Below are 17,344 nucleotides of genomic sequence, written 5' to 3'. Positions count from 1 at the left end.
ATGCTGCGTTCGCTTGTCGCCACCGCGCTGTCCTATCGTCTGCTCGTCCTGATCCTTGCCGCCGCCACGGCCGGGCTCGGGGTCTGGGCTTTTGTCAACTTGCCGGTCGATGCCTATCCCAACATCGCGCAGACCCAGGTGAAGCTGATCCTCAAAGCCCCCGGCATGACGCCGGAGGAGGTCGAGAGCCGCGTCATCACGCCGATCGAGACGGAGATGCTCGGCATTCCCAACCAGGCGATCCTGCGCTCGAGCGCCAAATATGCCATCGCCGACATAACCATCGACTTTACCGACGGCACCGACATCTACTGGGCGCGCCAACAGGTCGCCGAACGGCTGGCGGGCGTGACGGGCGATCTGCCTGCTGCCGTGACCGGCGGTCTCGCGCCGATCTCGACGCCCCTGTCCGACGTCTACATGTTCACGATCGAAGGGCCGCTGTCTCTCCAGCAGAAACGCGAACTGCTCGACTGGACGATCCGCCCGGCGCTGCGCACAGTGCCCGGCGTCGCGGACGTGAACGCGCTGGGCGGCTATGTTCGTACCTTCGAGGTCCGGCCTGATCCGGTGGCGCTGGCGAGCGCGAAGCTCTCGATCTCCGATCTGCGCACCGCGATCGAAAGCGGCAATCGCAATGACGGCGCGGGGCGCCTGACCGATGGCGAGGAATCGCTGATCGTCCGGGCCGTGGGCGCGATCCGCAGCGTGGAGGATCTGCAAACGCTGGTCATCGCCAGCCGGGACGGCCGCATCGTCCGCCTGGGCGACGTCGCCACAGTCGGCACCGGCAGCCTCACCCGCTATGGGGCGGTGACGCGCGGCGGCAAGGCCGAGGCGGTGGAGGGCCTGGTGATCGCGCTGCGCGGCGCGGATGCGCGGGCGGTGGTCGATGGCGTGCGGACGCGGCTTGCCGGGCTTCAGCACAGATTGCCCGCAGGCACGCAGATCCATGTCTTCTACGATCGCTCCGATCTGATCGGGCGCGCGGTCGGCACGGTCGAGGAGGCGCTGCTGGAAGCGACCGTGCTGGTCGTCGTGCTGCTGATCCTGTTCCTCGGCGACTGGCGTGCGGCCACGATCGTCGCGGCGACCCTGCCGATGGCCGCGCTCATCACCTTCCTGTTCATGCGCGTCATGGGGCTGTCCGCGAACCTCATGAGCCTCGGCGGGCTCGCCATCGCGATCGGGATGCTGGTCGACGGCGCGGTGGTGGTGGTCGAGAATGTCGTCGAGCGCCTGAGCCATGCCCAGGGCGAGGACACGCCCCGACTCAACCACGTATTCCGCGCAACCAGCGAGGTGATCGTGCCGGTGTCGGCGGGCATCGTCATCATCGCGCTCGTGTTCCTGCCCCTGCTTTCGCTGCAGGGGCTGGAGGGCAAGCTGTTCGCGCCCGTCGCGCTCACCATCGTCTTCGCGCTCGCGGGCTCCCTGCTGCTCGCCCTGACGCTGGTGCCGGTCCTTGCCTCCTTCAGCCTCAGGAGCGGCCATCATGGTGAGCCATGGATCATGCGGCAGATCGGCCCGCGCTACCAGGCGCTGCTCGACGCGGCGTTCGCGCACAAGAAGCTGGTCTATGGTCTCTCCGCCACCGGGCTGGTGCTGGCGGGCCTCGCTTATGGCGCGGCCGGGAAGACCTTCATGCCGACGATGGACGAAGGCTCGGTGATCGTGCAGCTTACCAAGCTGCCCTCGATCAGCCTGGACCAATCGGTGGCCGGCGACATGGCGGTGCAGCGCGCGCTCCGCACCGTGCCGGAGGTGGAGGACGTGATCGCCCGCGTCGGCTCCGACGAGATCGGTCTCGATCCGATGGGACCGAACGAGACCGACAGCTTCGTCCAGTTGAAGCCGCGCTCGCAATGGCGCGGGGACAAGGATTTCGTCGTCGGGGAAATGCGCAAGGCGCTGGACGGCCTGCCCGGTATCCAATCGAGTTTCACCCAGCCGATCGAGATGCGCGTCTCGGAGATGCTCACCGGCGCGCGCGGCGATCTAGCGGTCAAGATTTTCGGGCCTGACACCGCAACGCTCGCCGAGCTCGCGGGTCGGATCCAGGATATCCTGTCCGGCATCCACGGCTCATCGGAGGTCCTGACGGTCGCCAACGACAATGTGGACTATCTCCAACTCGACATCGACCGCGCGGCGGCGGGGCGGTTCGGGATGCCGGTCGACCAGTTCCAGGACGCGCTGCGCGCACAGGTCGAGGGCGTGCGGTCCGGGGTCGTGGCCGAAGGTCAGAAACGCATTCCGATCGTCATTCGCGGTGACGACGGCATCCGGAGCGATCCGGCCCGTTTCGCCGACCTGCAATTGCGCACGCCCGATGGCACGCTGGCGCGTGTCAGCGACATGGCGCGGGTGGAGCGCACGCAGGGACCGGTGAAGCTCGATCACGAGAACGGCTCGCGCTTCGCGCTGGTGCAGGCCTTCGTCTCCGGCCGCGATCTGGTCGGCTATGTCGATGAGGCGAAGGCGCAGGTCACCGCCAAGGTACGGCTACCGGCAGGCTACAGCATCGTCTGGGGCGGTCAGTTCGAGAACCAGCAGCGCGCATCGGCCCGGCTGATGATGGTGGTGCCCGTAGCGCTGGTGTTGATCTTCCTCGTCCTGCTGGCGGCGCTGCGCTCATTGCGCGCCGCGCTGCTGATCCTCTCCAACATCCCCTTCGCGATGGTCGGCGGGCTGATCTCGCTGTGGCTGTCGGGCGAGTATCTCTCGGTCCCGGCGTCGGTGGGGTTCATCGCCCTGCTCGGCATCGCCGTGCTCAATGGGTTGGTGCTGGTGGCCTATTTCCGCCAGTTGCGCGCCGACGGGGTGGGTATGGCCGAGACCGTGCGCCTGGGCGCGCAGCGTCGGCTGCGACCGGTGCTGATGACTGCCGGCATCACGGCCTTCGGCCTCGTCCCCCTGCTGTTCGCCAGCGGGCCGGGGTCCGAGATCCAGCGGCCGCTCGCGATCGTGGTGATCGGCGGCCTCATTACCTCCACTTTGCTGACGCTGGTCCTACTGCCGATCCTGTTCGAGCGCTTCGGGGAAAGCGCCGGGGAGGCCGCTAATGCCTGACCTGCTGTTCACCCTCCATTGCGCCACCCGCGATACCGAGCTTCTCGTGGACGCGATCCGCGCCGTCTCCCCCACGCCAATCCATGTCCGCGGGGAAGCTGTGCGAGGTCGCGATTTTGGCGATGCGGGAACCGCCGAGCGCGTGTCGGGCGAATTGAAGCGTTCGACGCTCGAACTGATCGTGAGCGCAGACGCGGTGCCCGACCTGCTCCGCACCGTAAAAGACGCGCGGCGCGATCTGCCGGTCCGGTGGCGCACGACGCCCCTGCTCGATCATGGAAGGATCGCCTGATGCGGATCGTACTCGCCGCTCTCGGCCTTCTGACGGCCGCGCCTGCCCTGGCCCAGCATACCGATCTGCCGCCTGCCGACAAGGTCAACGAAGCGCTCGACAATCACCCCAGCGTCGCCGCCGCAATTGCGCGCGTCGAAGCCGCACGGGCACGCGGCGATATGCTGCGCAAAGGCCCCCACGAAGTGACGGTGAGCGGCAGCTACATTCGCCGAACCGTCGATCGCGAAGGCGGGTTCGACGAATTCGATACGACAATCAGCCGCCCATTCCGCCTGCCGGGCAAGGCCGCGCTCGACCGCGAAGCCGGTGCGCTCGGCATTGAGGTCGCGGAAAACCAGATGGAGGATGTCCGCCATCAAACCGCGCTGCTGCTGGCCGGCTATTGGCACGACTGGCTCACTGCGGGAAGCCATTATCGCAACGATCTCGACAGCGTCCGCGGGCTGGAGGAGGCAATCGCCGCCATAAAGCGGCGGGTCACGCTGCGAGACGCCGCCCAACTCGACCTCGACCAGGCGCAGGCGGCGCTGGCTCAGGCGCGCGCGCAGGCCGCATCGTCACTCTCGCTGCGCGAACAGGCGCGCGTGACCTTCGCAGCGTCCTTTCCGGAAATCCCGCTCCCCTCCGAACCACCAGAACTGGCCGACCCCATGCTGCCCGCCCAGGGGCTGGAAGCGATGCGCGACCTGGTAATCGAGCGCAGTCACGAGATCCGCGCCGCCGACAAGGAAGCGCAGCGTCTGAACGTGACTTCGCGTCGGGTGCGAGCGGATCGCATCGCAGACCCGAGCTTCGGCGTCCGCCTGTTCAGCGAGCGCGGCGGCGCGGAAGCCGGCGCGGGCGTGGTGGCTTTAATCCCGCTCGGCGGTGGCTATCGCAGAGCCGCAGCCGATCAGGCGTCAGCCGAGGCCAATGCCGCGCGCATGGAACTCGCGGCCGTGCAGCGCAGCATCGAGGCGACCGCCAATGCCGACCTTTCCAACGCGCACACCCGGCTCGATGCCTGGCGCAATGCCGACGCTTCGGCGCGCAGCGCCGGCGACGCCGCCGAAAGGACGGTGCGCGGTTACCAACTCGGGCAGATCGACCTCTCCGATATGCTCTATGCCCGCCGGCAGGCCAATGACGCGCGCCGAATGGAAATCGAGGCGCGCTCCGAAGCCGATCGTGCTCTGCTCAAGATCCAGATCGATTCCCACAGCATCTGGGCACCAGATGAAGCGGGGCACGACTAGCTAACATACGGCAAGCAAACATTCTCGACATGAAACGAGCCTGCACTTAGAGGATGCTGCGTGACCGAAGCTCGCAAATTCCTTGTCCGGCACCATTGGCTGTGCGCGCTCCTGCTAGGCGCTGCGCTGCTCGTGAAGGCGTTGGTGCCGGCGGGTTTCATGCCGGTCGTCTCGAATGGCGTGATCCTGGTCCAGCTGTGCTCGGGGCAAGGGCCTCAGAAGATCGCAATCAAGTTGCCGAGCAAAGGCGGCGAGCAGGACCATGACGAGCACAAGAAGGCGGAAGCGCCTTGCGCCTTTACCGGCCTGTCCTCGCCATCGCTCGCGGCCGTCGATGCGCTGCTCCTAGCCGTCGCCCTCGCCTTCATCCTCGCAACGGTTTTTCGGCGTCCAAACCGCATAGTCCTCCGGCGCGGCACCTATCTGCGCCCGCCGGCGATCGGTCCTCCCACCACCTGATTCCTTCGACATTCCCCGTTGATGGGCGCCCCTCGCCGGGGCGCCGCATGTGAATCAGGATTCCGACATGACGATTATGCTTGATTCCGCGCATTGCGCGGCAACCACCATGCCTGCCTTCGCTCGCTCCACCAGCAAGCAACCAACTTTCAAGGTTCGCCTCGCCGGGAGCTTCGCTTTTCCCGCACTCGTCGCTGTGCTGGCGGGCGCCCCCATCTCGCGAGCCTTCGCCCAGGACGGGACGCCGCTGCCAGAGGTCGACGTTAGCTCGGCGAGCGAGGCGGGGTCGACGGTTTCGGGTGAGCGGCTTTCCCCCTCGCGCCTGCGCGACCTTCAGGTCGGCTCGAGCGATACCGCAGCGATCCTGCAAAGCGTACCCGGCGTCAGCGGCTATGGGGCCGGGGGCTTCTCGACCTTGCCGGTGATCCGGGGCCTTGAAGCGCAGCGCTTGACCGTGCTGGTCGACGGCGTGGCGATTGCCTCGGCCTGTCCGAACGATATGAATCCGCCCCTGTCCTACACCGATCCGCAAACCGTGAGCGCGATCGACGTCATTACCGGCGTTTCGCCAGTCAGCTATGGCGGCGACAGCATCGGCGGGATCATTCGCGTCGAGAGCGCTCCGCCCCGCTTTGCGAAACAGGGCGAAACGCTGCTGACCGGCGAAGCATCGGCCTTCTATCGAAGCAATGGCGACGGGTTCGGCGGCGCGCTGTCCGTGACGGCCGCAAGCGACAGGCTCAGCCTGACCTATAGCGGCTCCTATACCCAGGCCGGCAATTTCAAGGGCGGCGGCTCGCTGGGGGGCGTGCGGTCCAGCGAATATGCCAAGACCGACCACAGCCTCAATCTCGCAGCGCAAGTCAGCAACGGCCTGATCGAGCTGAAAGGCGGCTATCATTTCACGCCCTATGAGGGTTTCCCGAACCAATATATGGACATGACGTCCAACAAATCATGGTTCCTGAACGGCCATTATGCCGGCGTCTTCGATTGGGGCAATCTCGATGTGCGGGCGAGCTGGCGCGACACCGACCACGTCATGAACTTCCTCGCCGACAAGGGCGGGACCGCGACCGGCGGGATGCCGATGAACACGGAGGTCCACAGCGCGAGCTATACCGTCCAGGCGGATATATTGCTCGGCGGCGGCACGCTGCGCCTGGGCAGCGAATTCCAGCATCAATGGCTCAACGACTATTGGCCGCCCGTTGTGGGCAATATGATGATGGGGCCGAATGCGTTCATCAACGTCAACGGGGCCAAGCGCGATCGGCTCGGCACCTTCCTCGAGTGGGAAACGCGCTGGGATAGCGGTTTCTCCCTCATCGCCGGCATCCGTAACGATCAGGTCTGGATGAACACCGGCAAGGTCGCGCCCTATGGCACCGGCATGATGCAGATGGCCGATGTCATGGCGGCAGCGGCGTTCAACAAGGCCGACCGCAAGCGCCACGACAGCAATTGGAGCGGCAGCCTGCTGGTCCGCTACGCGCTTTCGGACGGGGCGGATATCGAGATCGGCTATGCCCGCAAGGTTCGCTCGCCCAATATCTACGAGCGCTATAGCTGGGGCCGGGGCAGCATGGCGAGCCGCATGATCGGGTGGTTCGGCGACGGGAACGGCTATGTCGGCAACCTCGACCTTCGCCCCGAAAAGGCCGATACGCTGAGCGCCGCCCTGGCCATTTCCGGAGGCGGCAAGGATGGCTGGTCGTTCAAGATCGCGCCCTATTACACCCATGTCGACGAATATATCGACGCCGTTAAGCTGGCGGACTTCACCGACATGATGGGCAGTCCGACCGGGTTCGTTCAATTGCAGTTCGCCAACCAGAAGGCAGAGATCTACGGCATCGACATATCGGGCGCCGTGCCGCTATGGTCATCGTCGTCGGCCGGCACCGCGCGTCTGACCGCGCGCGCGAGCTGGCTGCACGGCCAGAATCTGACCGACCACGCACCGCTCTATCACCAGATGCCGTTCAATGCGGCGCTGAGCCTCGAGCATCGGATCGGCGGCCTCGAAACCCGGATTGACCTCGACATCGTGACGGAAAAGGATCGCGCCGATCCGACCCGCAACGAACCGCGGACGGGCAGCTACGCGCTGCTCAATGTCCAGCTCGCCTATCGCATCGACAAGGTTCGCCTGACGCTCGGCGCCGACAATCTGTTCGACAAGGCCTATTATGCTCCGCTTAGCGGCATGTCGCTCGGCGATCTGAAGGCGACCGGCGTGCGCCGCCCGGTTCCGGGCCGGGGGCGATCGGTCAACGCCGGGATCACGATTGCGTTTTGAGCGCCCATGCTCCCGAACTCGCACGACATGAACGAGGAGCCGAGGGCAGGCTATGGCCAGCCCTCGGCCTGGTCGCAGCGCCTGGGCGCGGGCCTTGCCGCCGCGTCATGCTGCCTGCTGGTGCTAGTGGCGCTCAATGCCAATCTATCGGGACGGCTGCGAATGACGCAGCCTGTGCAGGTGAGCCGCTTCCGGTTGTTTACCCCGTCGCCACCGTCACCACCGCCTTCAACGTTGTCGCGATCGCGGACAGACGAGGCCCGCCTATCGCCGGAGCGGCGCCCTGCGCACCCGCCTGAGCTGGCTACGACGGGAGAAAGAGGCGGACCAGCTTCGTCGCCTATACCCGCTGCTCCAGCAATCGCCTCTCCGTTCGCTGTCGCGCCGGTAAGCAGACCGCCCGCGCCGGAACCCGAGGTCGCGCCGCCGCAAGCCCAGGATGATAAGAAACAGTCCGCGCTTGCGGCCTATCAGCGCCAGCTCTGGGCGCGAATAGCCGCGCGCAAGCCCGCGGGGATCCACCTCGACGGGGTCGCAACGGTCCGCTTCATCGTCGGGGCTGACGGCGCGCTGATTGCCGTCGAGCTGGCCGGCAGCAGCGGGAATGCCGCGCTCGATCGCCTGGCGCTCCGCACGGTGCGCAATGCTGCTCCTTTTCCAACACCGCCTATGGGCGTGGAAAGCGAGCAGTTGGTCTTTACGATACCATTCAGCTTTCATTGAGGCCGCATGGCGGACGAGGATGGCTCGATCGTCAATAGGGCGACGCGCACACGTTCCAGAAACAAAACACGGTGATCGTCGCGAGCCTTGATGGGAGCCTGCGCCTCATCGACAAGAGCCTGTCCGGCACGTTGCCCATGCGTCTCGATCAGTGCGAGCGCCGCCGCTATTTCCTCGGAATTGGCAGCGTCACCATCGGATGAACCTTTCCCCGGAAGCCGAAGCGATAGCTTCTTGCGCGCCATATTATCACCCTTTTCTTGAATGCTCTCAGGCCCGTGCGCTCACCAGCCAGGCCTTCGCCCCCATATGAACGCCATTCTCATCGCAATGGCGCTCGAACAGCTCGACAAGATGCTGGTGAATGGCCTTGCGTACCTCTGCCCCGTTCTGTCGAACAAGATCGCCGATCTGCATCCCCTCAAGCACGAAGCGAGCGGCGCTCTCGGGATCACTGCCGGGGCCGCCCACGCGCTGCTCACCTGTCCAGGCATCGAATCTGACCTCGCAGAAACCCGCGCTTTGGAGAAGGTCGATCACATAGTCCTGCTCGCCGAGCGCGAATGGTCCCGGCGCGCGCGACTGCGGCGTCGGCAGGTCCATATGCTCCTTGATGATGCCCATGACACTAAGCTGCCACGGATTGTCAGCGATGGGCGCCCAGACAGCGATGTCGAGCCGCCCGCCATCGCGCAACATCCGGCGCAGATTGGCGAAAGCGGGATAAGGCTCAGCGAAGAACATCGAACCGAAGCGCGAGAACAGCCGATCGAACGGCGCTTCTTTCGGCATCGCAGTGGCGGCATCGCCCTGCTCAAAGCGGATATTGGCAAGGCCCGCGCGCTGTGCCCGTTCCCTGGCCATCCCCACCAGATCGGGTGAGATGTCGAGGCCGAGCACAAATCCGGTGTTGCCGACGGCCGTGGCGATCTGCCGCGTGGTCCAGCCACCGCCGCATCCGACATCGACCACCGTTTCGCCGAAGTTGTATGCGGCCTGGGCAAGCAACGCCCTGCCGATCGGCTCGATCATGCTTTCGAAGCGGTCGAGCTGGGCGAGCCAACGCATGCCCGCCTGGCCGGCCCAATCGTGCGCGGCCAAACCTTCCCTGTTCTCCCCAGCATCGTTCATCGATGTATTCCCATCGTCGTTACAAGAATCAGCCCAGGATCGCGGCGGTGCTTTGCCACAGCATGTAGGCGGCAACCGCAAAGATCAGCAGTGCGAATATCGTATTGAGCACCCCCTTGTGCGCCGACAGCCGCCGAGAGAGCGCCGCGCCCACAAGGCCGCCGATGACGCCGCCGGCGATGAACGCCGCAGCAAGCCCCCAATCAACCAGGCCGGAAAGGGCATAGTTGAGCGCGGCAGTCAGACCAAAAGCGGTGACGGCGACCAGCGACGATCCGACGGCGTTGCGCATCGGCATCCCGGTCGAAGCCATCAGTCCCGGCACGATCAGGAAGCCCCCGCCGATGCCGAAGAACCCGGAAAAGAGACCAGTGGCGGCCCCATAACCGATCACCTTGGGCGCATTCTCGCGCCGGCATTGGACATCGGGATTGCCGGGATCGCCCCGGCTTTTTAGCATCAGCCCGCCAACCAGGACCATCAGCAGAGCGAACAGGAACAGCAGCTTCTGTCCATCGAACGCTTTACCGAGCGTCGATCCGGCATAGGCGCCGGCGACACCAGCGGCGGCGAACATGCCGGCGCAACGCCATTTGATCGTCCGCTGGCGCGCGTGGGGAACGAGATTGGCCCCGGCATTGGCGGCGACCGCCAGCGCGCTGGTGCCGATCGCGACATGCGGCGAGGCGACGCCGACCAGATAGACCATGAGCGGGACGGCGAGGATTGAGCCCCCACCGCCCACCAGCCCCAGCGTGAATCCGACGAGCGAGCCCGATCCGGCACCAAGCAGATATTGGATGGGTTCGAGTGCCATGGCCTTACAGCGCGTTTATCGGCAGCTTGAGGTAGCGCATGCCATTGTCTTCCGGCTCGGGCAGGTGGCCGCCGCGCATGTTGACCTGGATGGACGGCAGGATGAGGCGCGGCATCCCGAGCGTCGCATCGCGCGCCTCGCGCATGGCGACGAACTGGTCCTCGCTCACCCCGTCGCGAACATGGACATTATGCTCTCGCTCCTCGCCGACCGACGTTTCCCAGGCATAGGTATCGCGCCCGGGGGCCTTGTAGTCGTGGCAAAGATGAAGGCCGGTCTGATCGGGGAGCGACAGCAGGCGGCAGATCGACCGATAAAGCGTGCGCGCATCGCCGCCCGGGAAGTCAGCGCGGGCCGTGCCGTAGTCGGGCATGAACAGCGTGTCGCCGATGAACGCCGCATCGCCGATCACATAGGTCATGTCGGCGGGCGTATGGCCCGGCACATGCAGCGCGATCGCCTCGATCGAGCCGACCCTGAAACGGTCGCCGTCATCGAACAGCCGGTCGAACTGCGAGCCGTCGCGAGCAAAGCGCGTTCCCTCGTTGAAGATCTTGCCGAAGACCTCCTGCACGGTGAGAATATGGCGACCGATCGCCAGCGTGCCGCCCAGCTTCTCCTGAAGATAGGGCGCGGCCGACAGATGGTCGGCATGGGCGTGCGTCTCCAGCAGCCATTCGACCTCGAGCCCTTCGCTCCGGATATAGTCGATCACCTTGTCGGCCGACGCGAAGGAGGTGCGCCCCGAAGCCGGATCGAAATCGAGCACGCTATCGATGATCGCGGCCTTGGCCGTGGCGGGATCTGAGATGACGTGGGTCACGGTAAACGTGTCCTCGTCGAAGAAGCTGCGGATGACCGCGGGCCGCGCATTACTCGCGGCCTCGACGATGCGGGTGGCTTCACGGATTTGCGGGTCGGCCATGGGCCTTGTCCTTTCCTGTCTGGCCCGGCGTACCGGCTTCGCACTTGGGACGCGAAGCCGGCCCAGCTGCCTCAGAGGGTCTTCTTGCTGAAATACCAATCGGTGTAGTCGTAACCTTCGTCCTTGCGGGCCCTGGCGGCTTCAGCCGTCGCGGGCGGCAGCACGATCACCGGCTCGCCAGGCTGCCAGTTTTCAGGCGTCGCCACCTTGTTGGCGTCGGACGTCTGGAGCGCGGTGAGCAGGCGGACGAATTCATCGACCGAGCGGCCGTTCGACATCGGATAATAGACCATCGCGCGGACAATGCCTTCGGGGTCGATGATGAAGGTGGCGCGAACGGCCGAGGTGTCCGAGGCACCGGGATGGATCATGCCGAAGGCCTTGGCGACGTTCATCGACAGATCGTCGATAATCGGGAACGGGATCTCGACGCCGAACTTCTCCTCGATGCTGCGCATCCAGGCGATGTGCGAATGCACCGAGTCGATGGAGAGGCCCAGCAGTTCGCAGTTGAGCGCCTTGAAGCGGTCGGCGGCCTTGGCGAAGCCCATGAATTCGGTCGTGCAGACCGGCGTGAAGTCGGCGGGGTGGGAAAAGAGAACGAGCCACTTGCCCTTGTAATCGTCGAGCGAGCGTTCGCCGTGGGTCGTCTTGGCCTTGAAGGCAGGCGCGGGTTCGTTGATCCGCGGCATGGAGGGAGTGACCTGGTCTGTCATTTTATCGTCTCCTGTGACTGAGTGAGTGACAGATATTGAATACACATTTCTATTAATCGTGATAACACGATAAATCTAATTCCTTTGATCGGATTTTTCAATCACTTCTGCAATCGGCCGAATTAGGCCGGATTCGCAGCGCACGGGACCAGAGGCGCGAACACGTCAAAGCATCGTTTATGCTAAGTATGGGGTCATCACACCCCGAATCAGGCGGTGACGAGCGCCTGCCTTGTCCAGGCGACGAGTCGCGCACGGTCCATCGCCCCGGCCTGTCGGGCGACCTCGCGGCCACCCCTGAACAGGATCAGCGTCGGAATCGACTGAATGCGGTAGCGCCCGGCAATACCCTGCTCAGCTTCGGTATCGACCTTCAGGAGCCGGACATGCGGCTCCAGCTCCGCAGCGGCCGCCTTGAACGCCGGCGCCATGGCGCGGCAAGGTCCGCACCAGCTCGCCCAGAAATCGACGAGAACCGGCAGGCTTCCGCGACCTACATGCCGATCGAATGCCGCCTGGTCGACATCGACCGGCTGTCCCTGGAAAAGCGGCATTCCGCATTTCCCGCAAATTGGCGCCGCGCCGATCTTCGCTGCAGGAACGCGGTTGATGCTCGCGCAAACCGGGCAGGCTACCAGCGGGACATCGGACATGCGCTTCTCTCCTGTGGAACGCCAATACCGCTTAATCGTTTACCCGCATGATGTAACCGTGTAAGGGAGAGGGTTCAAGACTTGCCTCTCTGCAGGAGTGAGAAAGTTGAACTCGAACGCAGACGACAATGCCGTGTGCTCCCCTATCCAGATCGGCGATCCCGCGCCTGATTTCCGCGCCCGCACGACGATGGGCGACATGACCCTGTCCGGCCATCGCGGCCGCTGGGTACTGCTGTTCTCTCATCCCGCCGATTTTACGCCGGTTTGCACCAGTGAATTCGTCGCCCTCTCGCGCGCCAGCGATCGGTTCAAGGCGCTCGGCTGCGACCTGGTCGCGGTGTCGGTCGACAGCCTCTATTCCCATCTCGGATGGATCAGGGCGATCCGCGAGCATTTCGGCGTGACCATCGCTTTCCCGATCGTCGAAGATCCCTCGATGGTGATCGGCCGCGCCTATGGAATGCTCGCGGACAACGCCCCCGACGCGGCCACGCTGCGCTCGACCTTCTTCATCGACCCCGAAGGCATTGTCCGCGCCAAGCTCTGCTATCCAGCCACCATCGGGCGATCGGTGGAGGAGCTGCTTCGAGTCCTGACCGCGCTGCAACGGGTCGACAACGACAACGTAGTGACCCCCGAAGGCTGGCATCCCGGCGATGACGTGCTTCTTCCGCCCTATCAGGACCAGCACGGTGCGCTCGATGCGGCGGGCGATGGCTGCTGGTTCCACCGCACGCAGCCCGACAAGCATGGGAAAACAGGCAAGTGATGACTTTCACCGATACGCAGCTTGAAGAGGCTGCCAGCGTCCTCAAGGCGATCGCCCATGACGTCCGCCTGAAGCTCCTGCGGACGCTCCTCGAACATGGCGAGAAGTCTGTAGGCGAACTCGAAGCCCTCACCGGCATCGGTCAACCGGGCCTGTCCCAACAACTCGCAATTTTGCGCAAGGCGGAACTGGTTCAGACGCGCCGCGATGCGAAACTCGTTTTCTATAGCATCGTATCGGCCAATATGGAGGGAACAGCGGAATTGCTATGCGCTCTAGCGGGAACTCCGATAAATAGAGGAGACACTGCCGCGAAAACAAAGCGACCTTTTCCCCAGGGATCGGTCGCTACCTTCGCCAAGATTTTGTGACGATATTGTCCTGGACGATGTCTACGAAGAAAGTTCTGAACATCATCGCTGCAACGTTAGAGAGCATTTCGAGGCTTGTGGAATACCATAACTGCAAGCATTCGCCGTAAGCGCCTCGCCTGATCCGCTCCAGCGTCCGGCTCATGGGAGCAATTTCGCGGTCAAGAAGCGAGGTCTGGCCTTCGAGGGCGGCATCGTCCTCCATTTTCCCTGCTTGAGCTCAACCAGTTCGCGGACGTCGCCCACGTCCTTGCAAGAACTCCATGGAATCAATCTCAGTGCCACTATCGATCCGGGCTTCACCGATCAAATTCGGAACCATACGTAAGGACAGACGAAGATCGGCGAGTTTACAGATGATTGGCCTGCGACCCGCGCATAACCAGCCTATTGGACCGCCGGCGAGAGAATGAGAGGACCGATGAGTAGCGTACCCACCATAACCTTCCACGGCGCTGCCGGCACAGTCACTGGTTCCTGCATGGAACTACGCCATGGCGGAAAGACGATCCTCATAGATTGCGGCTTGTTCCAGGGATCCCGGACGCTGGAAACACTCAATCGCGACCCCTTCGAGTTCGACGTGCGCAAGATCGACGCCGTTGTCCTGACGCACGCGCATATCGACCATAGCGGCCTGCTGCCCAGGCTCACGGCGGAAGGGTATCGCGGGCCGATCTTCGCGACACCGCAAACCCGCGACCTTCTGTATTACATGCTGCCCGACGCCGGACGAATTCAGGAGGGCGATGCGGAGCGCCGCAATCGACGGCAGGATCGCCGGGACGAGGAGCCGATCGAACCGATCTATACCGAAGCGGATTCCAAAGCGGCCTATGAACAGGTCGAGACAGTAGCGCTGCACGACTGGTTCGCACCTGCCGCCGGTTTTCGGGCCCGCTTGTGGAATGCGGGCCATATCCTGGGTTCCACATCCGTGGAGATCGAGGTCGGTGGCGTGCACTTGCTCTTCTCCGGCGACCTGGGTCCAGACCACAAGGCCTTTCATGCCGATCCCGAGGGTCCGGCAGGACTCGATCATGTGTTCTGCGAGAGCACCTATGGCGACCGCGTCCGCGAGGACGTGACGATCGAGCAGCGCCGGACTTTGCTGGAAGCCGAGATCAATGCAGCGCTTACGCGCGGCGGCAACCTCGTCATTCCCGTTTTCGCGCTCGAACGCACCCAGGAATTGCTCCTCGATATCGCGACCCTGATCAACACCGGACGCCTGGCGCATCCACAGGTGTTCATCGATTCGCCACTTGCGACCCGCGCGACAGAGGTGTTCGCCAAACATGCCGGGGAACTCGAAGACATGGGCTCGGGTGAAATCTTCCGTCACCCCTCGTTCCACTACACTGCCAGCACGATGGAATCGATGCGGCTCAACGACATGTCCGGAGCCATCATCATGGCGGCATCCGGCATGTGCGAAGCGGGACGCATCCGTCACCATCTGCGGTACAATCTCGGCCGCCGTGAATCGACGATCCTGTTCGTCGGTTTCCAGGCCGCAGGCACCCTTGGCCGGACAATCCTCGATGGCGCGAACCGCGTGCGCATCTGGGGGCAGGACGTCGCGGTGCGCGCGCAGATCCGGCGGATCGACACTTATTCGGCGCATGCCGACCAGAAGGATCTGCAGCGCTGGATAAGGGCGCGGAAGCCGATCGATGGCAGCCTGTTCCTGGGACACGGCGAAGAGGGCTCGATCGAGACGTTCCGCCGCCTGATGCAGGCGGACGATGCTGCGGCATCGATTGTCACGCCGAAGATCGGGGAAACCTATTCACTGCCGTCACGCGCCTCGTCCAAGCGCCTGAAGACCGGAAAGCTGGAACTACAGGAGGCTGTCGGCCGCGATTGGCAGAATGACTATGCGGATTTTTCGACCCATCTGAAAAAAGAACTGCAGAATATCGAGAGCGCGTCGGCCCGGCGCGAGGCACTCGCCCGCATGGCCGAGATTCTGCATTCCTATCAGGCCTATCGCGAGCATCGTAAGAGCCGATCGAGCTGATCGGCGAAAACAAAGTGACCAGCCCCAGACATAAACGGGTGCCGGCACGCGCGAATTCGCTATATATCATAGTTTCATCAAAGGAGTAATTATGTCGAATACCCCCCACACCCTGAGCGAGGAATTCCCCGGTCAGATGGACAAGATTCACGCCTTGAAGGTTTCGGACTCTCGCTTCGCGCAGCTTCTTCTCGATTATGATATCGTGAACGACGAAATCCACGTGGCTGAAACCAATATCGAACCGACCTCGCAAGATCACGAGACCGAACTTCGCAAGCGCCGCCTCGCGATCAAGGATCAGATCGCCGAAGCCCTGTCGCAGGCCGCCTGATCTGCCCAAGGGCCGGATGCGGCGCGTTCGGCCCTTACGACAATAGCCGGCCATGGCTCTGCGTCGCCACAAATTCACGGCCAGCAACGAAAGCGCGCATCCCCCCTCAGGAATGGACCTGAACCAGCTTCGAACCAGGCACGAGCTGCCCGCTCATCGCTCCTAGCGAAACACCATGAGCGCGGCGATACCGGCAGCAGATGCCAGAACTGATGCGAAGAGTGGGCCGGACGCCTTCCAGCCTTGCTTTGATGGCCCTGCCAGTACCAGCGTGAGTACAGCCTTCCACATCGTGTTGGCGAGCACGGGCACCGCAAGCACCAGTCCGGCCGTGTCGGGTTTCAACATATCCTCAGGCAGCCCCGCGAGCGTGAGTACGGCTGCGTCCACATCCCACATGCCCGTAAGACCAAGCACAACGACAATGCCCTGATCGCCGAACCGCGCGAGCGCCCAACGTGCCGGGACAGCAATCAACGCAACCGCGCCCGCCAGCAGAAGCGCCGGCCCGAAATCCAGCGGATTGCCCAGCTTCACCTCGCTGGCGCCATCACCATCCACCTTGGAGCGTAGCGCCAGAAGGGTTGTCAGACCGCCGACGACGAAAGCCGGAACCATTGCAAGCGCGAGCGATGTGCTGGCGTAGGGGATGAGGGTAAAAGAGAGTATCTGGACGCGCGCGAACATCACGAGCGAGGCGAGCGCAATACCAGCAATCAAGGGGCCTTGCGGACCATCATTGGCGCGCAAACGCCGGGCATAGGCAACAGTGACCGCCGTGGACGATACCAATGCCCCGAACAAAGCGGTTATCATGACCCCCTTGTCCGCGCCGAGCCGACGACTGGCGACATAGCCGGCGAAGGAGAGTCCGAGCACGACGACGACGACCATCCAGATTTGCCGCGGGTTCCAGGCCTCAAAGGGGCCGTAGCTCGCATCCGGCAGCAGCGGCAGGATGACCAACGCGACGATCGCGAACGTGGCGATCGATTCGACCTCCTTGTGGCTCATCCCTTTGAGCATGGCGTGGGATTGCTGCCTGAGCGTCAGGATCAAGGTGGTTACCGCCGCGACGGCCAGCGTCTCGCTCACCAGGCCCTGCCCGGCCATATATCCCAAGGCGAAGGTGATAATGCCGACCAACGTATTGGTGATGGACAGGCTGGCCGTGCGGGCTTGTTCGCTGCGATATCCAAGAACCAGGCTGGCAGTGACCGCCAGCCCGATTACCGCCGCAAGGCTTTCGGGCATATGGCTGGCAAGGCCGCCGGCAAGACCGAGCAGGCCAAAGGTGCGCAAACCGCTGACCCGGCTGCCATCCGCTGCCTCGCGCTGCCGCCAGCCTCGCTCGATACCGATCAGCACGCCTACCGCGAGCGCCGCAGCAAGCGAACGAAGCAGTTCCATATCAAGCGATATCAAATGATCACTCCACGGCAAGGTAATCGATCGGGAACGGTAGTATGAACGCGGCAGATAGGCTCCTCCTTATGCGCGACGTGGATTGAATGGA

General features: G+C 63.8%; 18 protein-coding genes. 10 read left to right on the top strand and 8 right to left on the bottom strand.

What is annotated here, in order from left to right; all coding sequences use genetic code 11:
- The 6 genes from EGO55_RS17495 (at position 1) to EGO55_RS17470 (ending at position 8,086) form a co-directional block, all read left to right on the top strand.
- A complete protein-coding gene (locus EGO55_RS17495) occupies positions 1–3,072 on the top strand; it encodes an efflux RND transporter permease subunit (protein WP_021690800.1) in 3,072 nt (1,023 codons plus the stop codon).
- On the top strand, positions 3,065–3,364 hold the full coding sequence (locus EGO55_RS17490; protein ID WP_021246260.1) for a DUF3240 family protein: 300 nt from the start codon (positions 3,065–3,067) through the stop codon (positions 3,362–3,364). The genes EGO55_RS17495 and EGO55_RS17490 overlap by 8 nt, the downstream gene beginning before the upstream one ends.
- Positions 3,364–4,602, top strand: a complete 1,239-nt coding sequence (locus EGO55_RS17485) for a TolC family protein (protein WP_021246259.1) — start codon at positions 3,364–3,366, stop codon at positions 4,600–4,602. The genes EGO55_RS17490 and EGO55_RS17485 overlap by 1 nt, the downstream gene beginning before the upstream one ends.
- A gap of 60 nt (positions 4,603–4,662) precedes the next feature.
- Positions 4,663–5,061 carry a DUF2946 family protein gene (locus tag EGO55_RS17480; RefSeq protein ID WP_021246258.1) on the top strand — a complete coding sequence of 133 codons (399 nt, stop codon included), beginning with the start codon at positions 4,663–4,665 and terminating at the stop codon, positions 5,059–5,061.
- Between the two features lie 109 nt (positions 5,062–5,170).
- Entirely contained in the window at positions 5,171–7,363 is a 2,193-nt protein-coding gene (locus EGO55_RS17475) for a TonB-dependent receptor (RefSeq protein WP_096362195.1), read from the top strand.
- Positions 7,364–7,369: 6 nt separating this feature from the next.
- Positions 7,370–8,086 carry an energy transducer TonB family protein gene (locus EGO55_RS17470; RefSeq protein WP_021690801.1) on the top strand — a complete coding sequence of 239 codons (717 nt, stop codon included), beginning with the start codon at positions 7,370–7,372 and terminating at the stop codon, positions 8,084–8,086.
- Here the strand turns inward: EGO55_RS17470 and EGO55_RS17465 are convergent.
- From EGO55_RS17465 to trxC, 6 genes are all read right to left on the bottom strand, one after another.
- Positions 8,080–8,331: a hypothetical protein gene (locus EGO55_RS17465; RefSeq protein WP_021246255.1), complete on the bottom strand. Its 252-nt coding sequence runs from the start codon at positions 8,329–8,331 to the stop codon at positions 8,080–8,082. The genes EGO55_RS17470 and EGO55_RS17465 overlap by 7 nt on opposite strands.
- 25 nt (positions 8,332–8,356) lie before the next feature.
- Positions 8,357–9,217, bottom strand: a complete 861-nt coding sequence (locus tag EGO55_RS17460; RefSeq protein WP_021246254.1) for a class I SAM-dependent methyltransferase — start codon at positions 9,215–9,217, stop codon at positions 8,357–8,359.
- A 28-nt stretch (positions 9,218–9,245) separates the two neighbouring features.
- The gene (locus EGO55_RS17455; RefSeq protein ID WP_021246253.1) at positions 9,246–10,034 is read right to left on the bottom strand and encodes a sulfite exporter TauE/SafE family protein; all 789 of its coding nucleotides are present in this window, start codon (positions 10,032–10,034) and stop codon (positions 9,246–9,248) included.
- Positions 10,035–10,038: 4 nt separating this feature from the next.
- Positions 10,039–10,959, bottom strand: coding sequence for an MBL fold metallo-hydrolase (locus EGO55_RS17450; RefSeq protein WP_021690803.1), 921 nt, complete (start codon positions 10,957–10,959; stop codon positions 10,039–10,041).
- 71 nt (positions 10,960–11,030) lie between these two features.
- Positions 11,031–11,675, bottom strand: coding sequence for a peroxiredoxin (locus EGO55_RS17445; protein WP_021690804.1), 645 nt, complete (start codon positions 11,673–11,675; stop codon positions 11,031–11,033).
- Between the two features lie 209 nt (positions 11,676–11,884).
- Complete coding sequence (trxC, locus tag EGO55_RS17440) at positions 11,885–12,328, bottom strand: thioredoxin TrxC (RefSeq protein ID WP_021246250.1); 444 nt, start codon at positions 12,326–12,328, stop codon at positions 11,885–11,887.
- 106 nt (positions 12,329–12,434) lie between these two features.
- Between trxC and EGO55_RS17435 the strand changes: the two genes are divergently transcribed.
- Together EGO55_RS17435 and EGO55_RS17430 are read left to right on the top strand one after the other, a co-directional pair.
- Positions 12,435–13,100, top strand: a complete 666-nt coding sequence (locus EGO55_RS17435) for a peroxiredoxin (RefSeq protein ID WP_021246249.1) — start codon at positions 12,435–12,437, stop codon at positions 13,098–13,100.
- Complete coding sequence (locus EGO55_RS17430; RefSeq protein WP_031291857.1) at positions 13,097–13,471, top strand: ArsR/SmtB family transcription factor; 375 nt, start codon at positions 13,097–13,099, stop codon at positions 13,469–13,471. Before EGO55_RS17435 ends, EGO55_RS17430 begins: the two co-directional genes overlap by 4 nt.
- Here EGO55_RS17430 and EGO55_RS17425 read toward each other — a convergent pair.
- Positions 13,449–13,676, bottom strand: a complete 228-nt coding sequence (locus EGO55_RS17425) for a hypothetical protein (RefSeq protein ID WP_021246247.1) — start codon at positions 13,674–13,676, stop codon at positions 13,449–13,451. The genes EGO55_RS17430 and EGO55_RS17425 overlap by 23 nt on opposite strands.
- 216 nt (positions 13,677–13,892) lie before the next feature.
- Here EGO55_RS17425 and EGO55_RS17420 point away from each other — a divergent pair, with 216 nt between their 5' ends.
- Together EGO55_RS17420 and EGO55_RS17415 are read left to right on the top strand one after the other, a co-directional pair.
- Positions 13,893–15,494: an MBL fold metallo-hydrolase gene (locus tag EGO55_RS17420; protein WP_021690805.1), complete on the top strand. Its 1,602-nt coding sequence runs from the start codon at positions 13,893–13,895 to the stop codon at positions 15,492–15,494.
- Between the two features lie 91 nt (positions 15,495–15,585).
- On the top strand, positions 15,586–15,828 hold the full coding sequence (locus EGO55_RS17415) for an HP1242/YdcH family protein (RefSeq protein WP_021690806.1): 243 nt from the start codon (positions 15,586–15,588) through the stop codon (positions 15,826–15,828).
- A 162-nt stretch (positions 15,829–15,990) separates the two neighbouring features.
- Here EGO55_RS17415 and EGO55_RS17410 read toward each other — a convergent pair whose 3' ends face one another.
- A complete protein-coding gene (locus EGO55_RS17410; RefSeq protein ID WP_210766563.1) occupies positions 15,991–17,253 on the bottom strand; it encodes an MgtC/SapB family protein in 1,263 nt (420 codons plus the stop codon).
- Positions 17,254–17,344 lie beyond the last annotated feature (91 nt).

Origin of the sequence: Caenibius tardaugens NBRC 16725 (genome assembly GCF_003860345.1) — a bacterium.
Lineage (GTDB): Bacteria > Pseudomonadota > Alphaproteobacteria > Sphingomonadales > Sphingomonadaceae > Caenibius > Caenibius tardaugens.
The sequence above is the reverse complement of the archived record's forward strand: the minus strand, read 5'-3'. Positions and strand labels throughout refer to the sequence as shown.